The organism is Chryseobacterium sp. StRB126 (assembly GCF_000829375.1).
Classification (GTDB): Bacteria; Bacteroidota; Bacteroidia; order Flavobacteriales; family Weeksellaceae; genus Chryseobacterium.
In genome coordinates this window covers 744,436-766,173 of sequence record NZ_AP014624.1, presented here as the reverse complement: position 1 = coordinate 766,173, position 21,738 = coordinate 744,436, and the positions used below count along the sequence as shown (strand labels likewise).

Sequence of the window (21,738 nt, the reverse complement as noted above, 5' to 3'; positions counted from 1 at the left end):
GTGATAGGCGATATCAATTATCTTTTATCATTCATCAATTATAAACAAAGCTTTGGCAAAAAGAACAACAAATCGCCCCCAGAAAAGACTCACTTTTATAGACATTATAAAAGGAAACTTTCTGAATCGTGATGAGATCAAAATACATTACAAGTATTTTCTCTTGTTGTTTATCTTGATGATGGCCATGATTTACAGTAATCACCTCGTCAACAAGAAAATTAAAATTGTAAACGCTTTAAAAGAAGAAACAGAAGAATACAAATCAAGAAACGCTTACGCCCAGAGTAAGTTAATCAAGGTAAAAATGGAATCAGAGCTGGGGAAAGAGGTTGCGCGGGACTCTTTGATGACCCTCGAAAACCACCCTCATAAATTGCTAATAAAACTGGACAGTACAGATGCAAAAGCAAAATGAATACGACAACAAACGTAAAAAAACGTTACGATGGGGCTACCTCTTTGCAGTGGTAGCTTTGTGCGTGTTTGTAATGTTCTTGGCAAGGATTGTAGTCCTTCAGAATACCAATGTTCAGGAAATTAAAGATGATTACATTAATAAAAATTATCGTGAAGCGACTCTAAAGGCTGCCCGTGGTAATTTATTTGCTTCCGATGGATCTATTTTGGCCACAACTGTGATGCGCTATGATATCTATCTTGACTTCAAAACGATGAAAGATACGATCTACAGCAATCACATCGGAGCATTAACGGATTCTCTGAGCAAAATGTTCGGAAAATCCAGAGGAGAGTTCAGACAAAAATTCGACGAGCAGAAGAAAAAGAAAAATCAATATTACACCCTGGTAAAAGGACTGGATTTTGACCAATACGACAGAATCAGACAGTTTCCGATCTTCAAAAGAGGTAAAAATAAAGGCGGATTTATTGTAGACAGAAACTACAAAAGAGAACTTGCAACCTCAGAAATTGGTGCAGGAACCATTGGTATGGATAACGGAGAACTGAAATCCGGACTGGAAGGAGCTTTCTCAAAGTATTTAACAGGTACTGACGGGAAAAGATTAGAACAAAGAATCAACTCTTCCCAATGGAAACCTATCGACTTCTGGAAAGTTCAGGAACCCATTGATGGAGAAGATGTATATACAACTTTAGATCTTAGAATTCAGGATATTGCACACTCTGCATTACAGAAGCAGCTAATCCATTACGAAGCCAAACACGGAACTGTAGTTGTGATGGAAGTAGAAACCGGAAAAGTACGTGCTTTGGTTAACTTAAGAAGAACTGAATCCGGAGAATACGAAGATTCTTACAACTATGCGTTAAAAGACAATATCGAACCGGGATCCACATTCAAAACCATTTCGCTTTTAGCGGCAATGGATGATGGATTCATTGATGAAAATTCAACGGTAAACGTAGGAAACGGAGTTTGGACCTATGCAAAACAAAGAATTTCTGATGGCCACGGTGGAGGTACTTATGACATTAGTGATGTTTTAGCCAAATCCAGTAACGTAGGAACAGCAAAGCTCATCACAAAATTCTATGCTGAAAAACCACAGATCTTCCTTGACCATTTGAAACGTTGGAAATTATTCGACAAAATGGATATCGAGCTTCCGGGAATCACAAAACCGAAGATCGTAACCCCAGAAAATAAAAGATGGAATGCAGCAACCCTAGCCTCTATCTCTTACGGATACTCTTCAAACATTAACCTGCTGCAGCTGGCAACATTCTACAACGGAGTAGCTAACGGAGGTAAAATGCTTAAGCCATTATTCATCGATAAAATCATGAAAGACGGAAAGGTAATGTACAGTGCAAAACCTGAAGTAATGGTCAGCAAAATGGCATCTGAGAAAGCCATCAAAATGATGACCAGCGCACTAACCAAAGCCGTAGAAAAAGGAACAGGACGAAGCATCTTCACTCCTAATCTTAAAATGGCAGGAAAAACAGGAACTGCAAGATTTGAATACTGGCTTCCCGGCCCAATGAAATATCGTGCATCATTCGCAGGATTTTATCCGGCAGATGCACCAAAATATACATGCTACGTGATGGTAAGTGAACCCAATACATCAATTGGATTCTATGGAGGTCCGGTAGCAGCGCCAGTGTTTAAGGAAATAGCAGGAAAAACCTTCCTGAAAACACCACAAAACATTGAAAAAGAAATGCTCGTAGACAAAAAGGTAAACCTCAGCAAAATGGTTGAGCCTAATGTAAAAGTAGCAGTCAATGATAAGCAAATGCCTAATGTAGTAGGATTGATCGGTAAAAATGTCATCCCACAATTGGAAAACTTAGGATATCGTGTCAATTTTAAAGGAGTTGGACGAATTAAAGAACAGTTCCCCTTAGAAGGCACAACAATCAGTAAGAACCAGAGAATATATTTATCTCTACAGAATTAGAAAAAACAGAGTCCCAAAGGGACGATTTAAGCCGAAATAGGATAAAGTCCTATTGATAAAAGATGATAATAACAGAATTAGTAAACAGAATTCCAGTAATAGAAATCCACGGAGACAGCAACCGTGAGGTATCAGAATTGGTTTTCGACAGCAGAAAGGTTACAGAAAACGCTCTTTACATTGCTATAAGAGGAACAGTAGTGGATGGACACTCATTCATTGCATCTTCTATTGAAAAAGGAGCAACAGCAATTGTTTGTGAAGAATTCCCTGAAACGCTGGCAGAAAACGTAACTTATATCAAAGTGAAAGACTCTGCTAAAGCTTTAGGTCATCTTTCATCTAACTTCTACGGAAATCCTTCTCAGAAACTAAAACTGATAGGTGTTACCGGAACCAACGGAAAAACTTCTGTTTCTACCCTCCTTTTTGATGTTTTCAAGAATTTAGGATATGATTCTGCTTTATTATCAACCGTTGAAATCAGAATTGGGGAAGAAATTATTCCCGCGACTCATACCACTCCGGATGTTATTACCATCAATAAAATCTTAGCTGAAGCAGTGGAGAAAGGGTGCGAATTTGCTTTCATGGAAGTAAGTTCTCACGGAATTGCCCAAAACAGAATCGAGGGGTTACACTTCAAAGTAGCAGGATTTACCAATCTTACCCACGATCATTTAGATTATCATAAAACATTCGAAGAATACTTAAAAACGAAAAAAAGATTCTTTGATGAATTAGAAGATACAGCCATTGCCATCACCAATGTAGATGACAAAAATGGTAACGTCATGCTTCAGAATACAAAAGCGACAAAGAAATCTTACGCTTTGAAAACAATGGCAGACTATCACGGAAAACTATTGGAAGTAGATTTCAACGGAATGCTGCTGAACTTCAACGGAAAAGAATTTTGGACCACATTAACAGGAAAATTCAATGTGTACAACCTATTGCTGGTTTTCGGAATTGCGGAAGAACTTGGGTTTGAACAGGATGAGATTCTTCAGGCCATCAGTAACTTAAAAAGAGTTTCCGGAAGATTTGAAACCATGAAATCCGATGGTGGAATTTTCTTTATCGTAGACTATGCACACACTCCGGATGCTTTAGAAAATATCTTGGACAGCATTAACGATATCAGAACCAAAAACGAAAGATTAATCACCGTTTTCGGTTGTGGAGGAGACAGAGATCACTCCAAAAGACCTGAAATGGGAAATATTGCCACTAAAAAATCAACATTGGCAATCATCACTTCAGACAACCCAAGAACAGAAGATCCCGGACAAATTATCAAGGAAATAGAAGCAGGTGTTGAACCTCAGAACTTCAGCAAATACACTTCAATTCCGGACAGAAAAGAAGCCATAAAGATGGCCATAAAGTTTGCAGAACCTAAAGATATTATTCTCGTAGCCGGAAAAGGCCACGAAAACTATCAGGAGATCAATGGTGTAAAACATCATTTTGATGACAAAGAAGTAATTAATGAGCTTTGGAAATTAATGAGCAAGTAATTATTAACAAATTGAAACTATGCTATACTATCTATACGAATATCTAACCGACCATGGAATTCACGTTCCGGGATTAGGAATGTTGAAATACATCTCCTTCCGTGCAGGAATGGCAGTATTGTTCTCATTAATTATTGCTCTTGTCTACGGAAAAAGAGTCATCAACTACCTGAGAACAAAACAAATGGGTGAATTAGTCCGTGATCTAGGATTGGATGGCCAAAAACAAAAAGAAGGAACTCCTACCATGGGAGGACTTATCATTATTTTGGCTACCATTATTCCCGTATTGCTGTTTACAAGAATTACAAACGTATATATTGTCTTACTGCTCGTTTCAATGTTTTGGATGGGGGCCATCGGATTTCTGGATGATTATTTAAAGAAAATAAAGAAAAATAAAGACGGACTAAGCGGTAAATTCAAAATTGTGGGGCAGGTTGGTTTAGGCTTAATTGTCGGAATCACCATGTATTTCCATCCGGATATCACCGTTAAAAGAAAATATGCCGATGCAAAAGTAGTGAACAGAAACAACGTAGAGCAAAACTTCATGCCTACAGAGAAAATCACAGTTTCTACAGTACCATTCGCAAAGAATAATGAGTTCGATTATAGCGGAATCCTGTTTTGGATGAATGAAAAAGATGCCCATGAGTGGGCATGGATTGTCTTTATCCCTATTGTCATCTTCATCGTAACAGCCGTTTCCAATGGAGCCAATATCACTGATGGAATAGACGGGCTCGCCGCAGGAACCAGTGCCATAATACTGCTTACCCTTGCCCTTTTCGCCTACCTTTCAGGGAACATCATCTTTGCAGACTATCTCAATATCATGTTCCTGCCGAATATGGGAGAAACCACCATTTTTGCCGTCGCAATGGTAGGAGCCGTAATTGGATTCTTCTGGTACAATACCTATCCTGCCCAGGTTTTCATGGGCGATACAGGAAGTTTGATGCTAGGAGGAGTAATTGCCGTTTTAGCGATTATTTTAAGAAAAGAATTACTGATTCCTGTTTTATGTGGAATTTTCCTGATCGAAAACCTATCCGTTATGCTTCAGGTAGTTGTTTTCAAATACAGAAAGAAAAAATATGGGCTGGAATATGCTCAAAACAATAGACTATTCAAAATGTCACCACTACACCACCATTATCAGAAAGAAGGTTTTCACGAAAGTAAAATCGTAAACAGAATGATTATCATTGGAGTAATACTGGCAATTGTTTGTCTGATCACCTTAAAAATGAGATAAAACTTAATTTAAAAATTGAAAGATTTAAACACTGAAGATCTTTTAATCATTAAATCAAAATAATATGAAAATAGTTGTTTTAGGAGGAGGAGAAAGCGGATGTGGAGCTGCTTATTTGGCCAAAAAGAAAGGTCTGGAAGTATTTCTTTCAGATAAAGGAGCCATTAAAGATAACTATAAGCAGTTTCTTACCGAAAATGGAATTGAATTTGAAGAAGGAAACCACGATGAAGACAGGATTTTAAATGCCGATTGGATCGTAAAAAGTCCGGGAATACCGAAAAAAGCAGAGATCATCCACAAAATTCATGAAAAAGGAATCAGACTTTCCTCTGAAATTGAATTCGCTTCTGAGTTTACAGATGCAAAGATCATTGCCATTACAGGAAGTAACGGAAAAACAACCACCACTTCCCTGATCTACTACATCCTGAAAAATGACGGATTAAATGTAGGGTTGGGAGGAAACATAGGATATAGCTTTGCAAAGCAGGTTGCAGATGAAAACCATGAATATTATGTATTGGAAGTAAGCTCTTTCCAGTTAGATGATATCCAGAATTTCAGACCTTATATCTCTTTATTGTTGAATCTGTCTCAGGATCACCTGGATCAGTACAACTACAACTATGAAGAATATGCATTGGCAAAATTCAGAATCACTGAAAATCAGGAAAACGACAACTTCTTCATCTACAATAAAGATGACGAAATGAGTAAAAACCTGCTTGAAAAATTAGAAATAAAAGCGAAGATGATTCCTTTCTCCACAAAGGAACAGCTTCCTGAAGGAGGTTTTGTAAACGATGATCAGATTGTGGTAAAAATGAAGGATGAATTCTCCATGAAAGTTGAAGAATTATCCCTACTTGGGAATCACAATGTTGCCAACAGCTTAGCTGCTTCTATAGCAGGTAAAATACTGAAGATCAATAATGAAAGTATAAGACATTCATTAATGACATTCCAGGCTGTAGAGCACAGACTGGAGTTTGTAACTGAAACGGATGGAGTAAAATACATCAATGACAGTAAAGCAACCAATGTGAATGCCACTTACTATGCTTTGGAAAGTATGAAAACCCCAACCGTTTGGATTGTTGGTGGATTAGATAAAGGAAATGACTATACCGAAATAGAGGATTTAGTCAAAAGAAAAGTAAAGGCAATTGTTTGCCTTGGTATTGACAATAAGAAGATTATAGATTTCTTTAAAGATAAAAAGGAGTTTATTTATGACACTTCAAGCATGGAAGAAGCCGTGAAAATATCAAAATTACTGGCTAAAAAAGGAGACACTGTTCTACTTTCTCCATGTTGCGCAAGCTTTGATTTATTCAAAAGCTATGAAGACAGAGGACGTCAGTTTAAAGAGCAGGTATTAAAGTAAAAATGTAAAATGTCAGTTGTAAAAAGTGGATGACACTTTTTACAAAAAACATCAATACAAAACATATGGACGAGCAGAATACAGAAACCAGATTTGAATTTCTAAAGGGCGATAAAGTACTTTGGATGGTCATTCTCGTGATCTCCATTTTCTCTATTTTCCCTGTTTATTCTGCAAGTTCAAACCTGGAATATATTGTTAATAACGGAACCACTACAGGTCACGTTATCAAACATATGTTCTTTGTAGTCCTGGGATTAGCGATTATGAGACTTGTAGGAACAATAAAATATGAATACATCGGTAAACTCAGCAGTATCCTGCTTGGGCTGATGATTGTTCTATTGATTGTTACCATGTTTACCGGACAGACCATTGATGGAGCCAGTGCTTCCCGATGGCTGAAAATTCCGGGAACCCCTATCTCATTCCAGCCGTCATCATTCGCCTTCCTGATGTTGATTATCTATTTATGCAGATATTTAACCAAGAAGATAACAAGAGAAAGACTTCCGATAGAGAATATCATGTATATTTTCGGTCCTATTCTACTTGTTTTTGTACTGGTAGCAAAAGATAACGGTTCTACAGCATTAATGATCCTTATGGTTTCAGTGGTTGTTCTGATTATCGGACAGCTTCACTGGAAATACATTGCAGGCTTTATTTCAGCATCATTTGTGGCCATTGTATTCTTTCTGTTAATTGCATTGAATACAAACATGATCGGAGGAAACCGTGTTCATACATGGATGAGCCGTATTGAAACATTTACATCAAGTAAAGCAAAATCAGCAGATATTGATGATGAAAGTGTAAAAGCCAAGAACTATCAGGTAATGCAGGCCAAAGCTGCCATCGTACACGGTGGCATTACCGGAATGGGACCCGGAAAAAGCGCATTAAAACAGATGCTCCCGCAATCTGCCTCCGACTTTATCTTCGCAGTAATCGTTGAAGAATACGGAGTAATAGGAGCCGCATTTTTAATCAGTCTCTATCTGATTATGATGATAAGGATTGTGATGATCGCCAGTAAAATGCCGGCCTTCTTCGGATCATTGCTCGTGCTCAGTCTCGGGGTAATGATTTTTATACAGCTATCTGTAAATATTGCTGTTGCCGTTAATCTGATCCCGGTAACAGGGCAGCCGTTACCATTGATAAGTTACGGAGGAACCTCCATGCTGGTAACCTATTTACAGCTAGGAATTATCTTAAATATAAGCTCCAGAATTCAGATTTACGATGAGGAAGGAATGGGCAAAAAACAAAGCATAGCAGAAATAAACGATATCGCATAAACCAAAAGAGTCCCAAAAGGAAAATTTAACAAAAATCGGACGAAGTCCTATTAATTAAAATGAACAAAAAACTAAAAATACTACTATCAGGCGGAGGAACAGGAGGACACATCTTCCCTGCCATTGCCATCGCTGACGAAATCAAGAAAAGGTTTCCAGATGCAGAATTTTTGTTCATTGGAGCCAACGGAAAAATGGAAATGGAAAAAGTTCCACAAGCTGGTTATAAAATTGAAGGAATTGATATCGCAGGAATTGACAGAGGAAACCTGTTATCCAACTTAGGACTTCCTTTCAAGATTCTAAAAAGTTTAAACAGATCAAAAGCAATTATCAAAGACTTTAAGCCAGACATTGCGATAGGAACAGGAGGTTTTGCAAGTGGCCCCGCTTTATATGAAGCTACAAAATTGGGAGTTCCGGTTTTTATTCAGGAACAGAATGCCCACGCAGGAGTCACCAATAAGATTTTAAGTAAAGCAGCAAAAGCCATCTTTACAGCCTATCCGAAAGTAGCAGGCTTTCCCGCAGAAAAGATCAAGTTTCTGGGAAACCCAATCCGTTCTGTTATTATTTCAGGAATGCAGGAAACAGCTCAGGCAAAACAAAAAATGGGGTTAAATAAAGATAAACTAACCATTTTATCGGTGGGTGGATCTTTAGGCTCCAGAACATTAAACAATGCATGGAAATCACATTTAAACCAAATTGTAGATAAAGATTATCAGCTGATCTGGCAGACAGGAAAGCTTGATTATAAAGATATTATTGAAGAAACAAAAGATATTGATACCAGAAATATTCAGATCCGTGAATTTATCAAAGACATGGAACTTGCTTATTCTGCAGCAGATATCATCGTTTCAAGAGCCGGAGCCATTGCCATTTCAGAGTTGGCCGTAGCACAGAAACCGGTATTATTGGTCCCATTCCCTTTTGCAGCGGAAGACCATCAAACCAAAAATGCCATGAATCTGGTTGAAAAAAATGCAGCCAGAATGGTAAAAGACTCTGAAATGCAGGAAAAATTCTGGAATACATTATCAGAAATCTGCGAAAATGAAAGTGTGAGAAAAGAAATGTCCGACAATCTGAAATATTTTGCTAAGCCGGATGCTACAAAAGAGATTGTAGATGAGATATTTAAAATCATAAGATAAATGTGTAAAATTTGTCATTCTGAACGAAACATAGTGAAGTGAAGAATCTCTATTATCAAGATTCCTCGTTCCTCGGAATGACAAAATGAAAATTATTAATAAGTAATGAAGAATTTAGAAACATATCAGAACTTTTACTTCGTTGGAATCGGAGGCATAGGAATGAGTGCATTAGCACGCTATTTCCATGCGTCCGGAAAAAAAGTATTGGGTTACGATAAAACCAACACCAAGCTTACTCAAAATCTGATGAAAGAAGGAATTGATATCGTTTTCGAAGATCTTATTGATGAAAGGGTTACCTCTCTTCAAAAAGAAGATACATTAATCATTTACACGCCTGCCATCAAAACACTTGGGATTTTAGATTACTTTAATCAAAATCAGTTTGAAGTGCTGAAACGTGCAAAGGTTTTAGGATTAATCACGGAAAATACAGACTGTATCGCAGTAGCAGGAACCCACGGTAAAACAACAACGTCTACCCTGGTTTCTCATTTATGCAAAGAAGCAAACCTTCCATTCTCATGCTTTTTAGGTGGGATTTCTGAAAACTTTAAATCAAACTTTCTATATAACGGTTCTAAGTATTCAGTAGTGGAAGCAGATGAATACGACAGAAGCTTCCTGAACCTTTCTCCAGACTGGGCAGTTGTAACTTCAACCGACGCAGACCACTTGGATATTTATGGAGATAAAAGCCATATTGAAGAAGGCTTCAGACAATTTGCAGCCTTAGTTCCTGAAGACCAACAGCTCTTCGTAAGAAAAGGCATTGAAATCGGAAGAGGACATCAGACCTACGCTGTAAATGAAAAAGCTGATTACTATTCTGATAACCTGAGAATGGATCATGATAAAATTTATTTTGACTTCCACACTCCAACCGAAACCATAAAAGATTTTGTTTGGGAAATCCCAGGAATTCATAATGTAGAAAATGCAACAGTAGCATTAGCAATTTTACACAATTTGGGCGCAGATTTTGATACGCTGAAAAAGGCAATTGCCAATTTTAAAGGAATTAAAAGAAGATATACCAAGCATTTTTACGAAAATGGTAAAATTTATATAGATGATTACGCTCATCACCCAACAGAAATTAATGCGGTAATGGGCTCTATCAAGACATTTTATCCTGATAAAAAATTATTGGTGGTCTTCCAGCCTCACCTGTTCAGCAGAACAAGAGATTTTGCAGATGGATTTGCTGAAAGCCTGAGCAAAGCAGACGAATTGATTCTTTTGGATATTTACCCGGCAAGAGAACTTCAGGAAAATTTTGAAGGAGTTACTTCAAGTTGGTTGTTGGAAAAAGTAACATTAGATAAAAAAGAAGTATCCACTTTATCCGATGCTTTTGAAAAAATAAAACAAAAGGATTTTGATATCCTTCTCACCGTAGGTGCCGGAAATATAGACACCCTATATGACCCGATCTGTGAGTGGATTGCAAAAATTTAATCTAAACGCTGTGTGCGCTAAGAAAGTTTAAAAAGTAAAATATTTTTGGGCGCAGAGGCGTTTCACTCAGCAAAGAAAATGAGTTAACAAAGATTACTGTAAAAAAAGATATATTAACAATAAAATTATAAAAATTACAGCCTTCGATGAGTGAAACGCCCTCGCGAACGGAAAAAGAATAAGGATTCTCTGCGATCCTAGCGTTAAAAATAAAAAACACAATGTATGATAGAAAATAAAATTTCAGGTATTGTTTTCGATGCCGGAATGAAAATACATCGTACGCTTGGAATAGGACTTTATGAAAATGTATATGAAGAATGTTTAGTTTATGAACTAGAAAAAAGAGGATTAAATGTAGAATATCAAAAAAACATTGATATTAAATATGAAGAATTAAATATCTCTAAAGCGTTCAGAGTAGATTTATTAATTGAAAACAAAGTAATAATTGAAATAAAAGCAGTTCCGGAAATTAATGATTATCATTTCTTTCAGCTTTTAAATTATTTGAGGATAACAGATATGAAACTCGGAATGATTTTAAATTTTCATTCAATGTTATTTAAAAATGGTGTAAAACGAGTTGTGAATAAATTATAAAGGAGAGTAAAAATATCTCTGCTAATAAGAAATAAAAATACTTTGCGCACATAGTGTTTAAAGAAAAATATGAAAAATAAATACAGAATATTAAAAATTGTTATCACGGTAATCATCCTTGGATTGTTGCTGAGTTTCTCCTTGAAGAGATTCGGCGGCCAAAAGATTACAGATAATAAGATTTCTGTAAAAATGAATGAAAAAACTCCTGTTTACTTTGTTGATGAAAAAGACATCAGAGAGATTGTAAAAAAGGAGAATCCATCAGGAAAAGTAGGAGATTTGAACATTCCGGCATTAGAAAAAAAGATCAACGCACTCCCAGCTGTAGACAGTGCCAATGTCTATCTGAACTTAAATGGGAAACTGAATCTGGATATCAAACAGAGAGTTCCTGTATTCAGGCTCAATAAAGAAGGAAAAGACTTTTATGTGGATGAAAAAGGAGTTGAATTTCCTATTTCAAGAACCTATTCCCATCCATGTATGCTGGTTACAGGAAATGTACAGCCGGATGAATATGAAAAGCTGGCAGAACTGGTTGGAAAAATTGATAAAGACGACTTCAGTAAGAAATTCTTCATTGGAATTTCAAAAAGTAAAGACAGCTATAATCTCCTGACCAGTGAAGGAAACTACAGAGTGGAACTTGGAGATCTGGAGAATATTGACTTTAAAGTAAGAGGATTTAAAACTTTTGTAGAAAAATACCTGGTTTATCAGGATCCTCAAAAATACAGTATGGTTTCTGTAAAATACCAGAACCAGATTGTAACCACTCTAAATCCACACTTCAAGGAAAACGACAGTATCCTGAAAGCGGGTAAATTAGAAATGGCAAAAGCTCCGGCACTTACAGCTGCTGCTAAAAAGGCGGATGCAAAACCAAAGATTGCAGAAGTGAAAAAAACAAGCTCAACTCCGGCAAAACCGAAAGAGAGTACGAAACCCAAAACACAGGCAAAAGAAACAAAGAAAACAGAGAAGAAAACAACGGCCCCGGCACAGTCCAAGCCAAAGCCGAAACCCAAGGTGAAAATAGAATAAAAAATAGTCCCGAAAGGGCAATTTAACACAAAGCAGGACTAAGTTCTGCATGGAAAAAGTAGAAAAAAATCAAATCGATATAAAATGGAAAATCAAGAGTATTCAGTAGGTCTGGACATCGGGACAACAAAGATAGTCGCGATTGTCGGAAGAAGGAATGCACACGGGAAAATAGAAGTTCTCGGTGTAGGAAAAGCTAAAAGTCTTGGTGTTCATAAAGGTATTGTGAATAATATTTCACAAACTATTAATTCAATCAAGGCTGCAGTATCCGAGGCACAATCCAGTGCCGGGGTTCCTATCCGCAAAGTTACGGTAGGTATTGCAGGAAAACACATACGTTCTCTGCAGCACTCCGATTATATTATGCGTGAACATCCGGATAAGTTCATCACAGATGATGATATTGAAGCGTTAAAAGATCAGGTCAAGAAACTGGTTATGCTTCCTGGAGAAGAAATTATCCATGTCCTTCCACAAGAATATAAAGTGGATTCCGAAGGCGAAATTCAGGAACCTGTCGGAATGCACGGAAAACGTTTAGAAGCCAACTTCCACGTTGTAGTAGGGCAAATGGGAAGCATCAGAAATATTGCAAGATGCGTTCGTGAAGCCGGATTAGAAATGGAAGCCCTTACTTTAGAACCATTAGCCTCTTCAGAAGCTGTTCTTACCAAAGAAGAGAAAGAAGCAGGAGTAGCTATTGTTGATATTGGAGGGGGTACTACAGATATTGCCATCTTCAAAGACAATATCATCCGTCATACCTGCGTAATCCCTTACGGAGGCGGTATTATTACGGAAGATATCAAAGAAGGATGCTCCATTATTGAAAAACATGCTGAACAATTGAAAGTAAAATTCGGTTCGGCTGTTCCAGAATTAGAAAAAGACAGTACTTTTGTAACAATTCCGGGACTTCATGGGCGACCAGATAAGGAAATCTCTTTAAAAACCCTTGCTCAGATCATCAATGCAAGAGTAGAAGAAGTTCTGGAAATGGTTAATACCGAGCTTAAAGCCTACGGAGCCTTTGAACAGAAGAAAAAGCTGATTGCAGGAATCGTACTTACAGGTGGTGGGTCAAACCTTAAACACCTTAGACAGCTGGCCAATTATACCACAGGTTTTGACAGCAGAATCGGTTTTGCAAATGAATATATTGCCAACGATAAAAATCAGTATCTGAAAGGCCCTGAATTTGCTACGTCTATTGGGTTATTGATGGAGAGTTTGAAGATCAGGGATAAAAGGCAGACTATTGACGATATAGAAGAAGCTGTAAAAGAGCAAACTAAGCCTGAAGCAGCTCCTGTACAGGCAGAAACTGTTCAACCTATTCAGCAGACTGCAGCTCCTGTTCAGGAACAGCAAATTGCTGATGAAAGACAGGAAAACAGAAAAGCTAAACTGACCTTCGGGCAGTCGCTTATGGAAAAAGTAAAAAAATTCTTTGAAGAAGTAGAATAAATATAAATGATAAAAGATTAATGATCAATGATACCAGAAAATAGCTTAATATTTATTAACTTAAAACGAATATCATTCATCAATTATCATCTATCAGTTATCAATTATTAAAAATATAGTTATGGAAAATATAGGTACACAAGGATTTTCATTTGACCTACCAAAAGGAAATTCATCCATCATAAAAGTAATCGGTGTAGGAGGTGGAGGAAACAACGCTCTAAAGCACATGTACGAGAAAGGGATCCACGGAGTTGATTTCGTGGTCTGTAATACAGACGCCCAGACCCTGGATAATAACCCCGTTGCCAATAAGGTTCAGTTGGGAACTTCTATTACAGAAGGTCTTGGAGCCGGTGCTGATCCTGAAGTAGGAGAAAAATCAGCAATTGAAAGTATTGAAGATATCAAGGCTGCTATGGGTCAGAACACGAAAATGGTGTTCATCACTGCCGGAATGGGTGGTGGTACAGGTACCGGAGCCGCTCCTGTCATTGCTAAAGTGGCAAAAGACATGGGAATCTTAACCGTAGGTATTGTTACCGTCCCTTTCAGTTTCGAAGGAAAAAGAAGATTGGAACAGGCTGAAAACGGGCTTGAGAAATTAAAAAATAATGTTGATTCATTAATTGTAATCAACAATGATAAACTGAGACAGCAATTCGGAAACCTTGGATTCAAACAAGGATTCTCTAAAGCGGATGAAGTCTTAGCCAATGCTGCTAAAGGAATGGCAGAAGTTATTACGGGTTACTTTGATGTAAACATTGACTTTAGAGATGCTAAATCTGTGCTTCAGAACTCTGGTACAGCTCTAATGTCTACCGGTACAGCTTCAGGTGAAAATAAAGCCGAAGAAGCCGTAAGAAAAGCATTAGATTCTCCACTATTGAATGACAACAAAATTACTGGTGCTAAAAATGTACTATTGTTGATCAGAAGTGGTGCTGAAGAAGTTACCATGGACGAAATCGGTATCATTATGGACCACATCCAGAAAGAAGCCGGAAATACTGCTGATATCATTTTTGGAGTAGGTGCCGATGAAGAACTTGGAGATGCAGTAAGCGTACTTGTTATTGCTACAGGATTCTCTAATGACAATAAGAAATTCTCTGGTCCTACCGAAAAGATCAGAATCAGTCTTAATGATAATTTAGAGTCCCAAAAATCTTCCCCTTTTAAAACAAGAGAAGAAAGAGAGTCTGCTCCTGAAGTAACTCATGATTTCGGCAGAAAAAGCCTTTTCAGATTGGATGATGAGGACCATGATACACCATTCAATGTGACTTCTACCGAAAAAAAAAGGATTATTGAGGAAGAGGAGATCAGAACAGAAATAAAATTCTTTGATAAAGAAGAAAATACAATCAACACTCCTGAGCAAGGGTGGAGAAATGAAGATGAGCAGGAAGAATACAGCTTACTTTCTATTGAAGAAGAGGAAGATCCAAATGATTTAGAAATTCAGTCTTTCTCATTTGATTTCGACAATAAAAAAGAGGAACTTCAGTCTGGGAATGTTTTCAACAACAATTCTTCACAAGAGAAACCGGTTGAATTCAATTTCTTCGTTAATGAGCCTATCAGAAATGAGCCTAAAACAGATTACGGACAGCCTAAAGCAGAGTTTAATGCTCCGGTAAGTGCAGTAGCAGAACCTGCTCAGAAAATCGAAACCTTCTATCAAAAAGAAGAGCCAAAAACTGAAACAAGACCTGCTTTTGAAACTAAAACAGAAATTGAAACTCCAAAAACTGAAGAATCAGAATTCACTTTCGTGAACAAAACGATCGATCAGGACAGAATTATAGAAAGAAGAAATAAATTAAAAGAATTCAATTCCCGTTATCAAAGCTTTGACAGCACGAGTGAATTCGAATCTATTCCTGCTTTCAAGAGAAAAAACATCTCTATTGACGGAACCAACCCATCAGATCAGAATATCAACACATATATGTCTGACAACAACGGTTCTATGCAAATCAGAGAAAATAGATTTTTAAATAAAGACGTAGACTAAATTTAATTCGAAAATGAAATAATTTGAGAATTTGAAAATTAATCCACAGGAAATCATAAATCCGGTGTTTTTATAATCTTCAAATTGTTTCATTTTCAAATTTTCAAATCATAATTATGAGTTTAGAAAATATTATAAGCGAAGCTATAAAAACTGCGATGAGAGAGAAAGACAGAGTTGCTTTAGACTCTCTTCGTGCTGTAAAATCTCAAATTCTTCTTTTACAAACAGAAGCCAGAGGTGCTGAAGTTTCTGCAGAACAGGAAATTGCTATTCTTCAGAGAATGATTAAGCAACGTAAAGATTCTTTTGAGCAGTTTTCTGCCCAGGGAAGACAAGATCTTGCAGAAGTGGAAGAAGCTCAGATGAAAGTTATTGAGAAGTTTTTACCAAAACAGCTTTCTGCAGAAGAATTAGAAACAGAAATTAAAAATATAATTTCAGAAACCGGAGCTGAATCTATGAAAGATTTAGGAAAGGTAATGGGAGTTGCTTCAAAAGCATTAGCCGGAAAATCAGACGGAAAAAGCATTTCCGAGATGGTTAAAAAGCTCCTTTCATAATGTGATACCAGTTCAGGGTTCGGATTTTCCGAATCTCGAAAACATGTATCTCATTCTATAACTAAGGATATACAACCTTTGCATATCGATTTGATTAAGAAGCCCGGGACTTTTTGAGTCTCGGGCTTCATTTTTTTGGATATTAAAGTCTATTGATTCAGAAAACTTTAAAAAAGAGTTTAGATACGATCATATTTCGGATGGTATTAAGTGATTGATTGCTTGAGGGAAAGCCTTAAATGTTTTTTTCATGGTCGTTTGTTTTTCAGAATCATTTCAAATTTAATAATTATATTTGATTATTCCTAATTTTAATTCACATTTTTTTGAATATTGTTATAATATTAATATTGGGTTAATTTTATATGCCTAATCCATTCATAGTTATTATATATTGAACAAACGTAAAGAATTGCTTAACTTTGTAGTGATAAAAAACAAAATATATGTATCCAACAGATTTAGTAATGCCTATGAAGGCTGAACTTACAGATAAAGGTTTCCAGGATTTAACAACTCCTGCTCAGGTAGAAGGTGCTTTGAAGCAGTCTGGAACTACATTATTGGTCATCAACTCTGTATGCGGATGTGCTGCAGGTGCTGCAAGACCGGGAGTAGTATACTCTTTAACTGGAGACAAAAAGCCAGATCATTTAACAACTGTATTTGCAGGTTTTGATACTGAGGCTGTAGTAGAAGCAAGAAAACACCTTGCTCCATTCCCGCCAAGCTCTCCTTGTGTAGCACTTTTCAAAGATGGGGAATTAGTTCATATGCTGGAAAGACATCACATTGAAGGAAATCCAGCAGGAGCAATCGCTGCAAATCTTCAGGCTGCTTATGATGAGTACTGCTAAGAAACAATAAACTAGATACTAAACCGTTACAAATTTTGTAGCGGTTTTTTTATTTAACCCCACAAAAAATTCTCTAAACATTCAAATATCATTATATTTGTTGGAATGGCAACCAAGGCACTTTTTAATACTGTAGTCAACTGGTTCATCCGCCAAAGGATAGACCAGATTCAGAATTTCATGGATCATCCCATTGAGACTCAGAAGGGCATATTGTTTTCCCAACTGTTTCATGCGGAAGATACGGAATATGGTAAACTGCATGGATTCAACTCCATTTCAAGCTATCAGGACTTTAAAAATAAAGTTCCTATTGTTACTTATGAAGAAATGGAGCCTTATATTGAAAAAGCGAGACAGGGACAAAAAGATGTAAGCTGGCCGGGACTGATTAAGCATTTTGCCAAATCCTCCGGAACAACCAATGCCAAAAGCAAGTTCATCCCAATTTCAGCAGAAAGCCTCGAATACTGCCATATGAAGGCAGGAAAGGACATGGTTTCCATTTATGCCAATAACCATCCGGAAAACCAGCTGTTTAATTATAAGAATTTACGTTTAGGTGGAAGTTCTGAGCTATATGCAGATTTTAATACAAAATTTGGAGACTTATCAGCTATTTTAATTGATAACCTTCCGTTTTGGGTAGAAATTACCACTACTCCGAGTAAGAAGGTTTCTTTGATGGGTGAATGGGAGAGTAAACTTAAAGCGATCACTTCTGAAGTGAAAAATGAAGATGTAGGCAGCATCCTTGGAGTACCCAGCTGGATGATGGTTCTCCTGCAAAAGGTATTGAACGAAACCAATGTAGAGAACATTTCAGAGCTATGGCCTAATCTGGAGGTGTTTTTTCACGGCGGAATCAGTTTTAAGCCCTACAGGGAGCAATACCGCAAGATCATCGGAAAAAACATCAATTACTACGAAATTTACAATGCTTCGGAAGGCTTCTTCGGAATACAGGACAGGTCCAACAGCGATGAAATGCTGCTGATGCTTGATTATGGCATATTCTACGAATTTATCCCGATGGATCAGTTCCATTTTTCAAACCCGAAAGTGGTAAGCCTTGAGGATGTGGAAATCGGGAAAAATTATGCCATGGTTATCACGACCAATGGCGGATTATGGAGATACCTGATTGGTGATACGGTAATATTTACCTCTACCAACCCTTTCAGAATAAAAATAACAGGAAGAACGAAGCACTACATCAATGCTTTCGGGGAAGAATTAATGATCACTAATGTAGAATCTGCCCTATCTAAAGCCTGTGAGCTTACCGGTGCTCAGATTACAGATTTTACCGGCGCTCCGGTCTTTATGAAAGAAAATGAAAGCGGAGCCCATGAATGGATCTTCGAATTCAGCCAGTATCCTGATAATCTGGATAGTTTTGTTGATGCTTTTGACCAGCATTTAAAGAAAATCAATTCGGATTATGAAGCGAAAAGATACAATAATATAACGCTTAGAAGACCAATTGTTCATATCGCCAAAGATAATCTGTTTTATCATTGGCTCGAATCCAAGGGAAAACTTGGCGGCCAGAATAAAGTACCAAGGCTGAGTAATGATAGAGAATACATTGACCCTTTACTGGAACTTAATAAATAACAGAAGGGAAGATGGAAGATTCTTACAGTCTTTACACAACTTATATTTTTAAGTAAAAAGGATTAAAATACAGAGACTAGATGTTATTGAGGAGGAAGTAGCCAGCTTCCCTCTTTTGACTTTCAACCCAATAAAAAACCCGCAGCTGATTTCAACTGCGGGTTTTGTTTTTATTTACTTAAATCTTCTTTTAATTTTTTAGCGGCATCCTCTACTTTCGCAGCACCTTTTCTAGCAGCATCTTTTGCATCTTTTCCTGCTTCCTGAGCTCCGGTTTTAATGTCTTTTCCTACTTTATTAGCCTCATTTTTAATATCCTGCCCTGCTTTATTAAGATCTTGTTTTGTCTTGTCTGCCGTAGCATCAATTTTATCTTTAGCATTTTGAGCGGCATTATCTATCTTATTTCCAGCCTGATCTAGTTTTGCATCAACTTTTTCTTTAGCTTCATTCACTTTTGCTGAGTCAACGATGTGAGGAGACGTTTCAGAAACCGTTGTAGTTGTGGTAGTAACAGTTCCGTCTGCATTCTCTACCTGTTCTGTCTTTGTTGTGGATTTTGTACAAGCAACCGTGAATACTGAAATCACTATTGCTGCAAGAATTTGCTTTTTCATATTGTATATTTTTTTAAAATGTTTCTTGGGTTTATTGTGCTTTGGTTACAGGGGAAGATGGAGTTTCAGAAGTTTTCTTCTTTTCAGCCTCTGCTTTTTTCTTTTCTTCCTCTTCTTTCTTTTTATTTTCTTTCTCCAACTCCGCGTTAAGCTTCTGTTCTTCTTCCAGAGCTTTTTTAGCTTGTTTTACAGAATCTAGGTACTGTGGTGAAGACATTCTGATCTTTCGGGCAATATCTACGGTAACAGCCCCATTAGAGAAAGAATCCACAGCCATTGTATCATAATGAATTTTCATATCCTGTTCTGCTCCAAATCCCGGAGATTCCTTCTTGGAACAAGCCGCTAAAAGGAGCACAAAAATGAAAATTGCAGACAATAAATTTTTCATGGAACTAATTTAGCAGAAATTCTGCAATTACAGGATAGTGATCCGATAATTTCACAGACTGATCTACTTTATAGCTTAATGGAATAATTGATTTCGAGCTGAAAATATAATCAATTCTCAAAGGAATCTTATAATCATGAAAACTGGAAGCACTTCCCTTTCCTGCGGTTAAAAATGCATCCTGCAGGTCTTTTCCCAAACTATAATATTCATAGGAATTGGGAACAGAATTAAAATCCCCGGCTACAATAACAGGATAGGGAGAAAAATCAATTGCTTTTCTGATTTTTTTAATCTGATCTTCATGAGCCTGAAAAGTAGGAATCATATGTGAAAGAAGGGCAGAAACATTTCCAATTCCCATCGCATCCAGTTTTGTAAACATTGTTTTCTGAAGTCTGAAGGGTTCCAAGTAAACATTTACAATTCTGATGATCTTTCCATTAATGTCTACATCTGCATAGAAAGAATTTCCTCTTGATTTGTCTTCTATGATTTCTGCCTGTCTTAGAATTTTATGTTTTGTTTTTAGAATTACAGAAGGATATTTTACCAGATCCTGTCTTAAAGCACGGTTGGTATCTTTTTCCTGTACCAGAATGATATCAGGATCCTGCTCTTTGATATAGTTTTTTACCTTATCCCATCCGTAATCACCATATTTTACATTAAAAGTAAGAACCTTGATGTCTCTTATTGTTTTTACTTTATCTGATTTGGGTGAAAAATTAACCCACCTTCTTATTGGATTATAAAAAAGCAATGTTCCCAGTGCAAAGGCAATAGCAATTTTGTTTCTTTTGAAAATCCATACCAAGGTAAGAAGAATGTGTGCAGATATCAGATAGGGGAAACCAAGAGAAAGTAAATTAAGGTTTCCTAAAATATTAGGTGGAACCCATGCATTTCCCAATGTGCATAGCAGTAAAACAGCAATAGCGATATGTATAAATAGTAATATCTGATTCGACTTCATGAAAAACATTCTTGGTACCCGTTTTTTTAAGCAAAAACCCTACCAAGCAGCCAAACTTTAACTATTTTTATGATTATTTATCACTAATCGAAAGCTCCGAAATAACTGGATAATGATCTGAAATACTGACAGAACGGTCAACGACATAGGAAATAGCCTTCAAAGATTTTGAATAAAAAATATAGTCTATTCTGATCGGAAATTTATAGTCATGAAAGCTGGTTGCACTTCCTCTTCCTGCTGTCATGAATGCATCTTCAAGGCCTTCAGATAAATAATAATATTCATAAGAATTGGGAACAGAATTAAAATCTCCAGTTACAATAACAGGATATGGTGAATTTTCCATCCCTTGACGGATTTTCTTTACCTGATCCTGGTGTATTTTGAAAGTAGGAATTAATTTTTTTACAACACCCTTTACTTTTTGCTCATTGGCTTCAGTGTCTCCATCAAGCTTAACCATCTTCTTTTCAAACTGAAACGGATAAAGATAGACATCAACAAATCTATAGGTCCTCCCTTTTATTTCAATATCCGCCTGCAGTGCACTCTGTAATTTCATATTCTCATCTTCAGAAAAAATTAATTTTTCGTTGGATAAATTATGTTTCGTCAGAATGGTTAAAATCCCATTCGATTTGGTTCTATTATAACCTTTAAGGGTTGGATATTCTATTCCGCCATCTTCCTGCAAAAGGATAACATCTGCATCTTGGGCTTTGAGATAGTTTAAAACCTCATCCTTGCCCATAAGCCCCGCTTTTATATTGAAAGAGACAATCTTTATAGCGCTGGAACCCTCTTTCTTCTCTGAAGAGAAATTGACCCATCGTTTTACAGGATTAATAAACGCCAATCCCACAAACATGAATACAAAAGCTCTTTTTTTCCAGCTGAATACCCAAAATACCGTTAAAACAATATATAGGCTCATAAGAATAGGAAAACCTAAAGAAAGCAGATTAAACCACGGAAATATTTTAGGTGGAATATAATCATTCAATAGTGAACCCAGCAATAGGAACAGAATTCCTACATGCAGGATCAGTAATATAAGTCGGAAAATCTTCACA

19 protein-coding genes are annotated in these 21,738 nt (G+C 36.9%); 15 read left to right on the top strand and 4 right to left on the bottom strand.

What is annotated here, in order from left to right:
* The first annotated feature begins 52 nt into the window (after positions 1 to 52).
* The 15 genes from CHSO_RS03320 (at position 53) to CHSO_RS03250 (ending at position 18,678) form a co-directional block, all read left to right on the top strand.
* Positions 53 to 418 (top strand): FtsL-like putative cell division protein, encoded by a 366-nt coding sequence (locus CHSO_RS03320; protein WP_027372881.1) that lies wholly within the window; start codon positions 53 to 55, stop codon positions 416 to 418.
* Complete coding sequence (locus CHSO_RS03315) at positions 402 to 2,393, top strand: penicillin-binding transpeptidase domain-containing protein (protein WP_045492311.1); 1,992 nt, start codon at positions 402 to 404, stop codon at positions 2,391 to 2,393. The genes CHSO_RS03320 and CHSO_RS03315 overlap by 17 nt, the downstream gene beginning before the upstream one ends.
* A 62-nt stretch (positions 2,394 to 2,455) precedes the next feature.
* Positions 2,456 to 3,916, top strand: a complete 1,461-nt coding sequence (locus tag CHSO_RS03310; RefSeq protein ID WP_045492309.1) for a UDP-N-acetylmuramoyl-L-alanyl-D-glutamate--2,6-diaminopimelate ligase — start codon at positions 2,456 to 2,458, stop codon at positions 3,914 to 3,916.
* Between the two features lie 19 nt (positions 3,917 to 3,935).
* A complete protein-coding gene (gene mraY, locus CHSO_RS03305) occupies positions 3,936 to 5,177 on the top strand; it encodes a phospho-N-acetylmuramoyl-pentapeptide-transferase (protein ID WP_045492307.1) in 1,242 nt (413 codons plus the stop codon).
* Positions 5,178 to 5,241: 64 nt separating this feature from the next.
* Complete coding sequence (murD, locus tag CHSO_RS03300) at positions 5,242 to 6,567, top strand: UDP-N-acetylmuramoyl-L-alanine--D-glutamate ligase (RefSeq protein WP_045492305.1); 1,326 nt, start codon at positions 5,242 to 5,244, stop codon at positions 6,565 to 6,567.
* Positions 6,568 to 6,632: 65 nt separating this feature from the next.
* Positions 6,633 to 7,871 (top strand): FtsW/RodA/SpoVE family cell cycle protein, encoded by a 1,239-nt coding sequence (locus tag CHSO_RS03295; protein ID WP_045492303.1) that lies wholly within the window; start codon positions 6,633 to 6,635, stop codon positions 7,869 to 7,871.
* A gap of 59 nt (positions 7,872 to 7,930) precedes the next feature.
* Positions 7,931 to 9,031 carry an undecaprenyldiphospho-muramoylpentapeptide beta-N-acetylglucosaminyltransferase gene (gene murG / locus CHSO_RS03290; RefSeq protein ID WP_045492301.1) on the top strand — a complete coding sequence of 367 codons (1,101 nt, stop codon included), beginning with the start codon at positions 7,931 to 7,933 and terminating at the stop codon, positions 9,029 to 9,031.
* Positions 9,032 to 9,136: 105 nt separating this feature from the next.
* Positions 9,137 to 10,495 (top strand): UDP-N-acetylmuramate--L-alanine ligase, encoded by a 1,359-nt coding sequence (murC, locus tag CHSO_RS03285; protein WP_045492299.1) that lies wholly within the window; start codon positions 9,137 to 9,139, stop codon positions 10,493 to 10,495.
* A gap of 225 nt (positions 10,496 to 10,720) precedes the next feature.
* Entirely contained in the window at positions 10,721 to 11,098 is a 378-nt protein-coding gene (locus CHSO_RS03280; protein ID WP_045492297.1) for a GxxExxY protein, read from the top strand.
* 69 nt (positions 11,099 to 11,167) lie between these two features.
* Entirely contained in the window at positions 11,168 to 12,145 is a 978-nt protein-coding gene (locus CHSO_RS03275) for a cell division protein FtsQ/DivIB (RefSeq protein WP_045492295.1), read from the top strand.
* Between the two features lie 84 nt (positions 12,146 to 12,229).
* A complete protein-coding gene (gene ftsA / locus CHSO_RS03270; protein ID WP_045492293.1) occupies positions 12,230 to 13,615 on the top strand; it encodes a cell division protein FtsA in 1,386 nt (461 codons plus the stop codon).
* 121 nt (positions 13,616 to 13,736) lie between these two features.
* Positions 13,737 to 15,638: a cell division protein FtsZ gene (gene ftsZ, locus CHSO_RS03265; RefSeq protein WP_045492291.1), complete on the top strand. Its 1,902-nt coding sequence runs from the start codon at positions 13,737 to 13,739 to the stop codon at positions 15,636 to 15,638.
* A 116-nt stretch (positions 15,639 to 15,754) separates the two neighbouring features.
* Entirely contained in the window at positions 15,755 to 16,201 is a 447-nt protein-coding gene (locus CHSO_RS03260; RefSeq protein WP_045492289.1) for a GatB/YqeY domain-containing protein, read from the top strand.
* A gap of 446 nt (positions 16,202 to 16,647) precedes the next feature.
* Positions 16,648 to 17,058 carry a BrxA/BrxB family bacilliredoxin gene (locus CHSO_RS03255; RefSeq protein ID WP_045492287.1) on the top strand — a complete coding sequence of 137 codons (411 nt, stop codon included), beginning with the start codon at positions 16,648 to 16,650 and terminating at the stop codon, positions 17,056 to 17,058.
* A gap of 105 nt (positions 17,059 to 17,163) precedes the next feature.
* Positions 17,164 to 18,678 carry a GH3 auxin-responsive promoter family protein gene (locus CHSO_RS03250; RefSeq protein WP_045492285.1) on the top strand — a complete coding sequence of 505 codons (1,515 nt, stop codon included), beginning with the start codon at positions 17,164 to 17,166 and terminating at the stop codon, positions 18,676 to 18,678.
* A gap of 170 nt (positions 18,679 to 18,848) precedes the next feature.
* On the opposite strand, the gene CHSO_RS03245 is transcribed toward CHSO_RS03250, so the two are convergent.
* The 4 genes from CHSO_RS03245 to CHSO_RS03230 form a co-directional block, all read right to left on the bottom strand.
* A complete protein-coding gene (locus CHSO_RS03245; RefSeq protein ID WP_045492284.1) occupies positions 18,849 to 19,295 on the bottom strand; it encodes a hypothetical protein in 447 nt (148 codons plus the stop codon).
* Between the two features lie 31 nt (positions 19,296 to 19,326).
* Positions 19,327 to 19,686 (bottom strand): hypothetical protein, encoded by a 360-nt coding sequence (locus tag CHSO_RS03240; protein WP_045492282.1) that lies wholly within the window; start codon positions 19,684 to 19,686, stop codon positions 19,327 to 19,329.
* Between the two features lie 4 nt (positions 19,687 to 19,690).
* Entirely contained in the window at positions 19,691 to 20,662 is a 972-nt protein-coding gene (locus CHSO_RS03235; protein WP_045501779.1) for an endonuclease/exonuclease/phosphatase family protein, read from the bottom strand.
* A 73-nt stretch (positions 20,663 to 20,735) separates the two neighbouring features.
* Entirely contained in the window at positions 20,736 to 21,737 is a 1,002-nt protein-coding gene (locus CHSO_RS03230; protein WP_045492280.1) for an endonuclease/exonuclease/phosphatase family protein, read from the bottom strand.
* Between the last annotated feature and the right edge of the window lies 1 nt (position 21,738).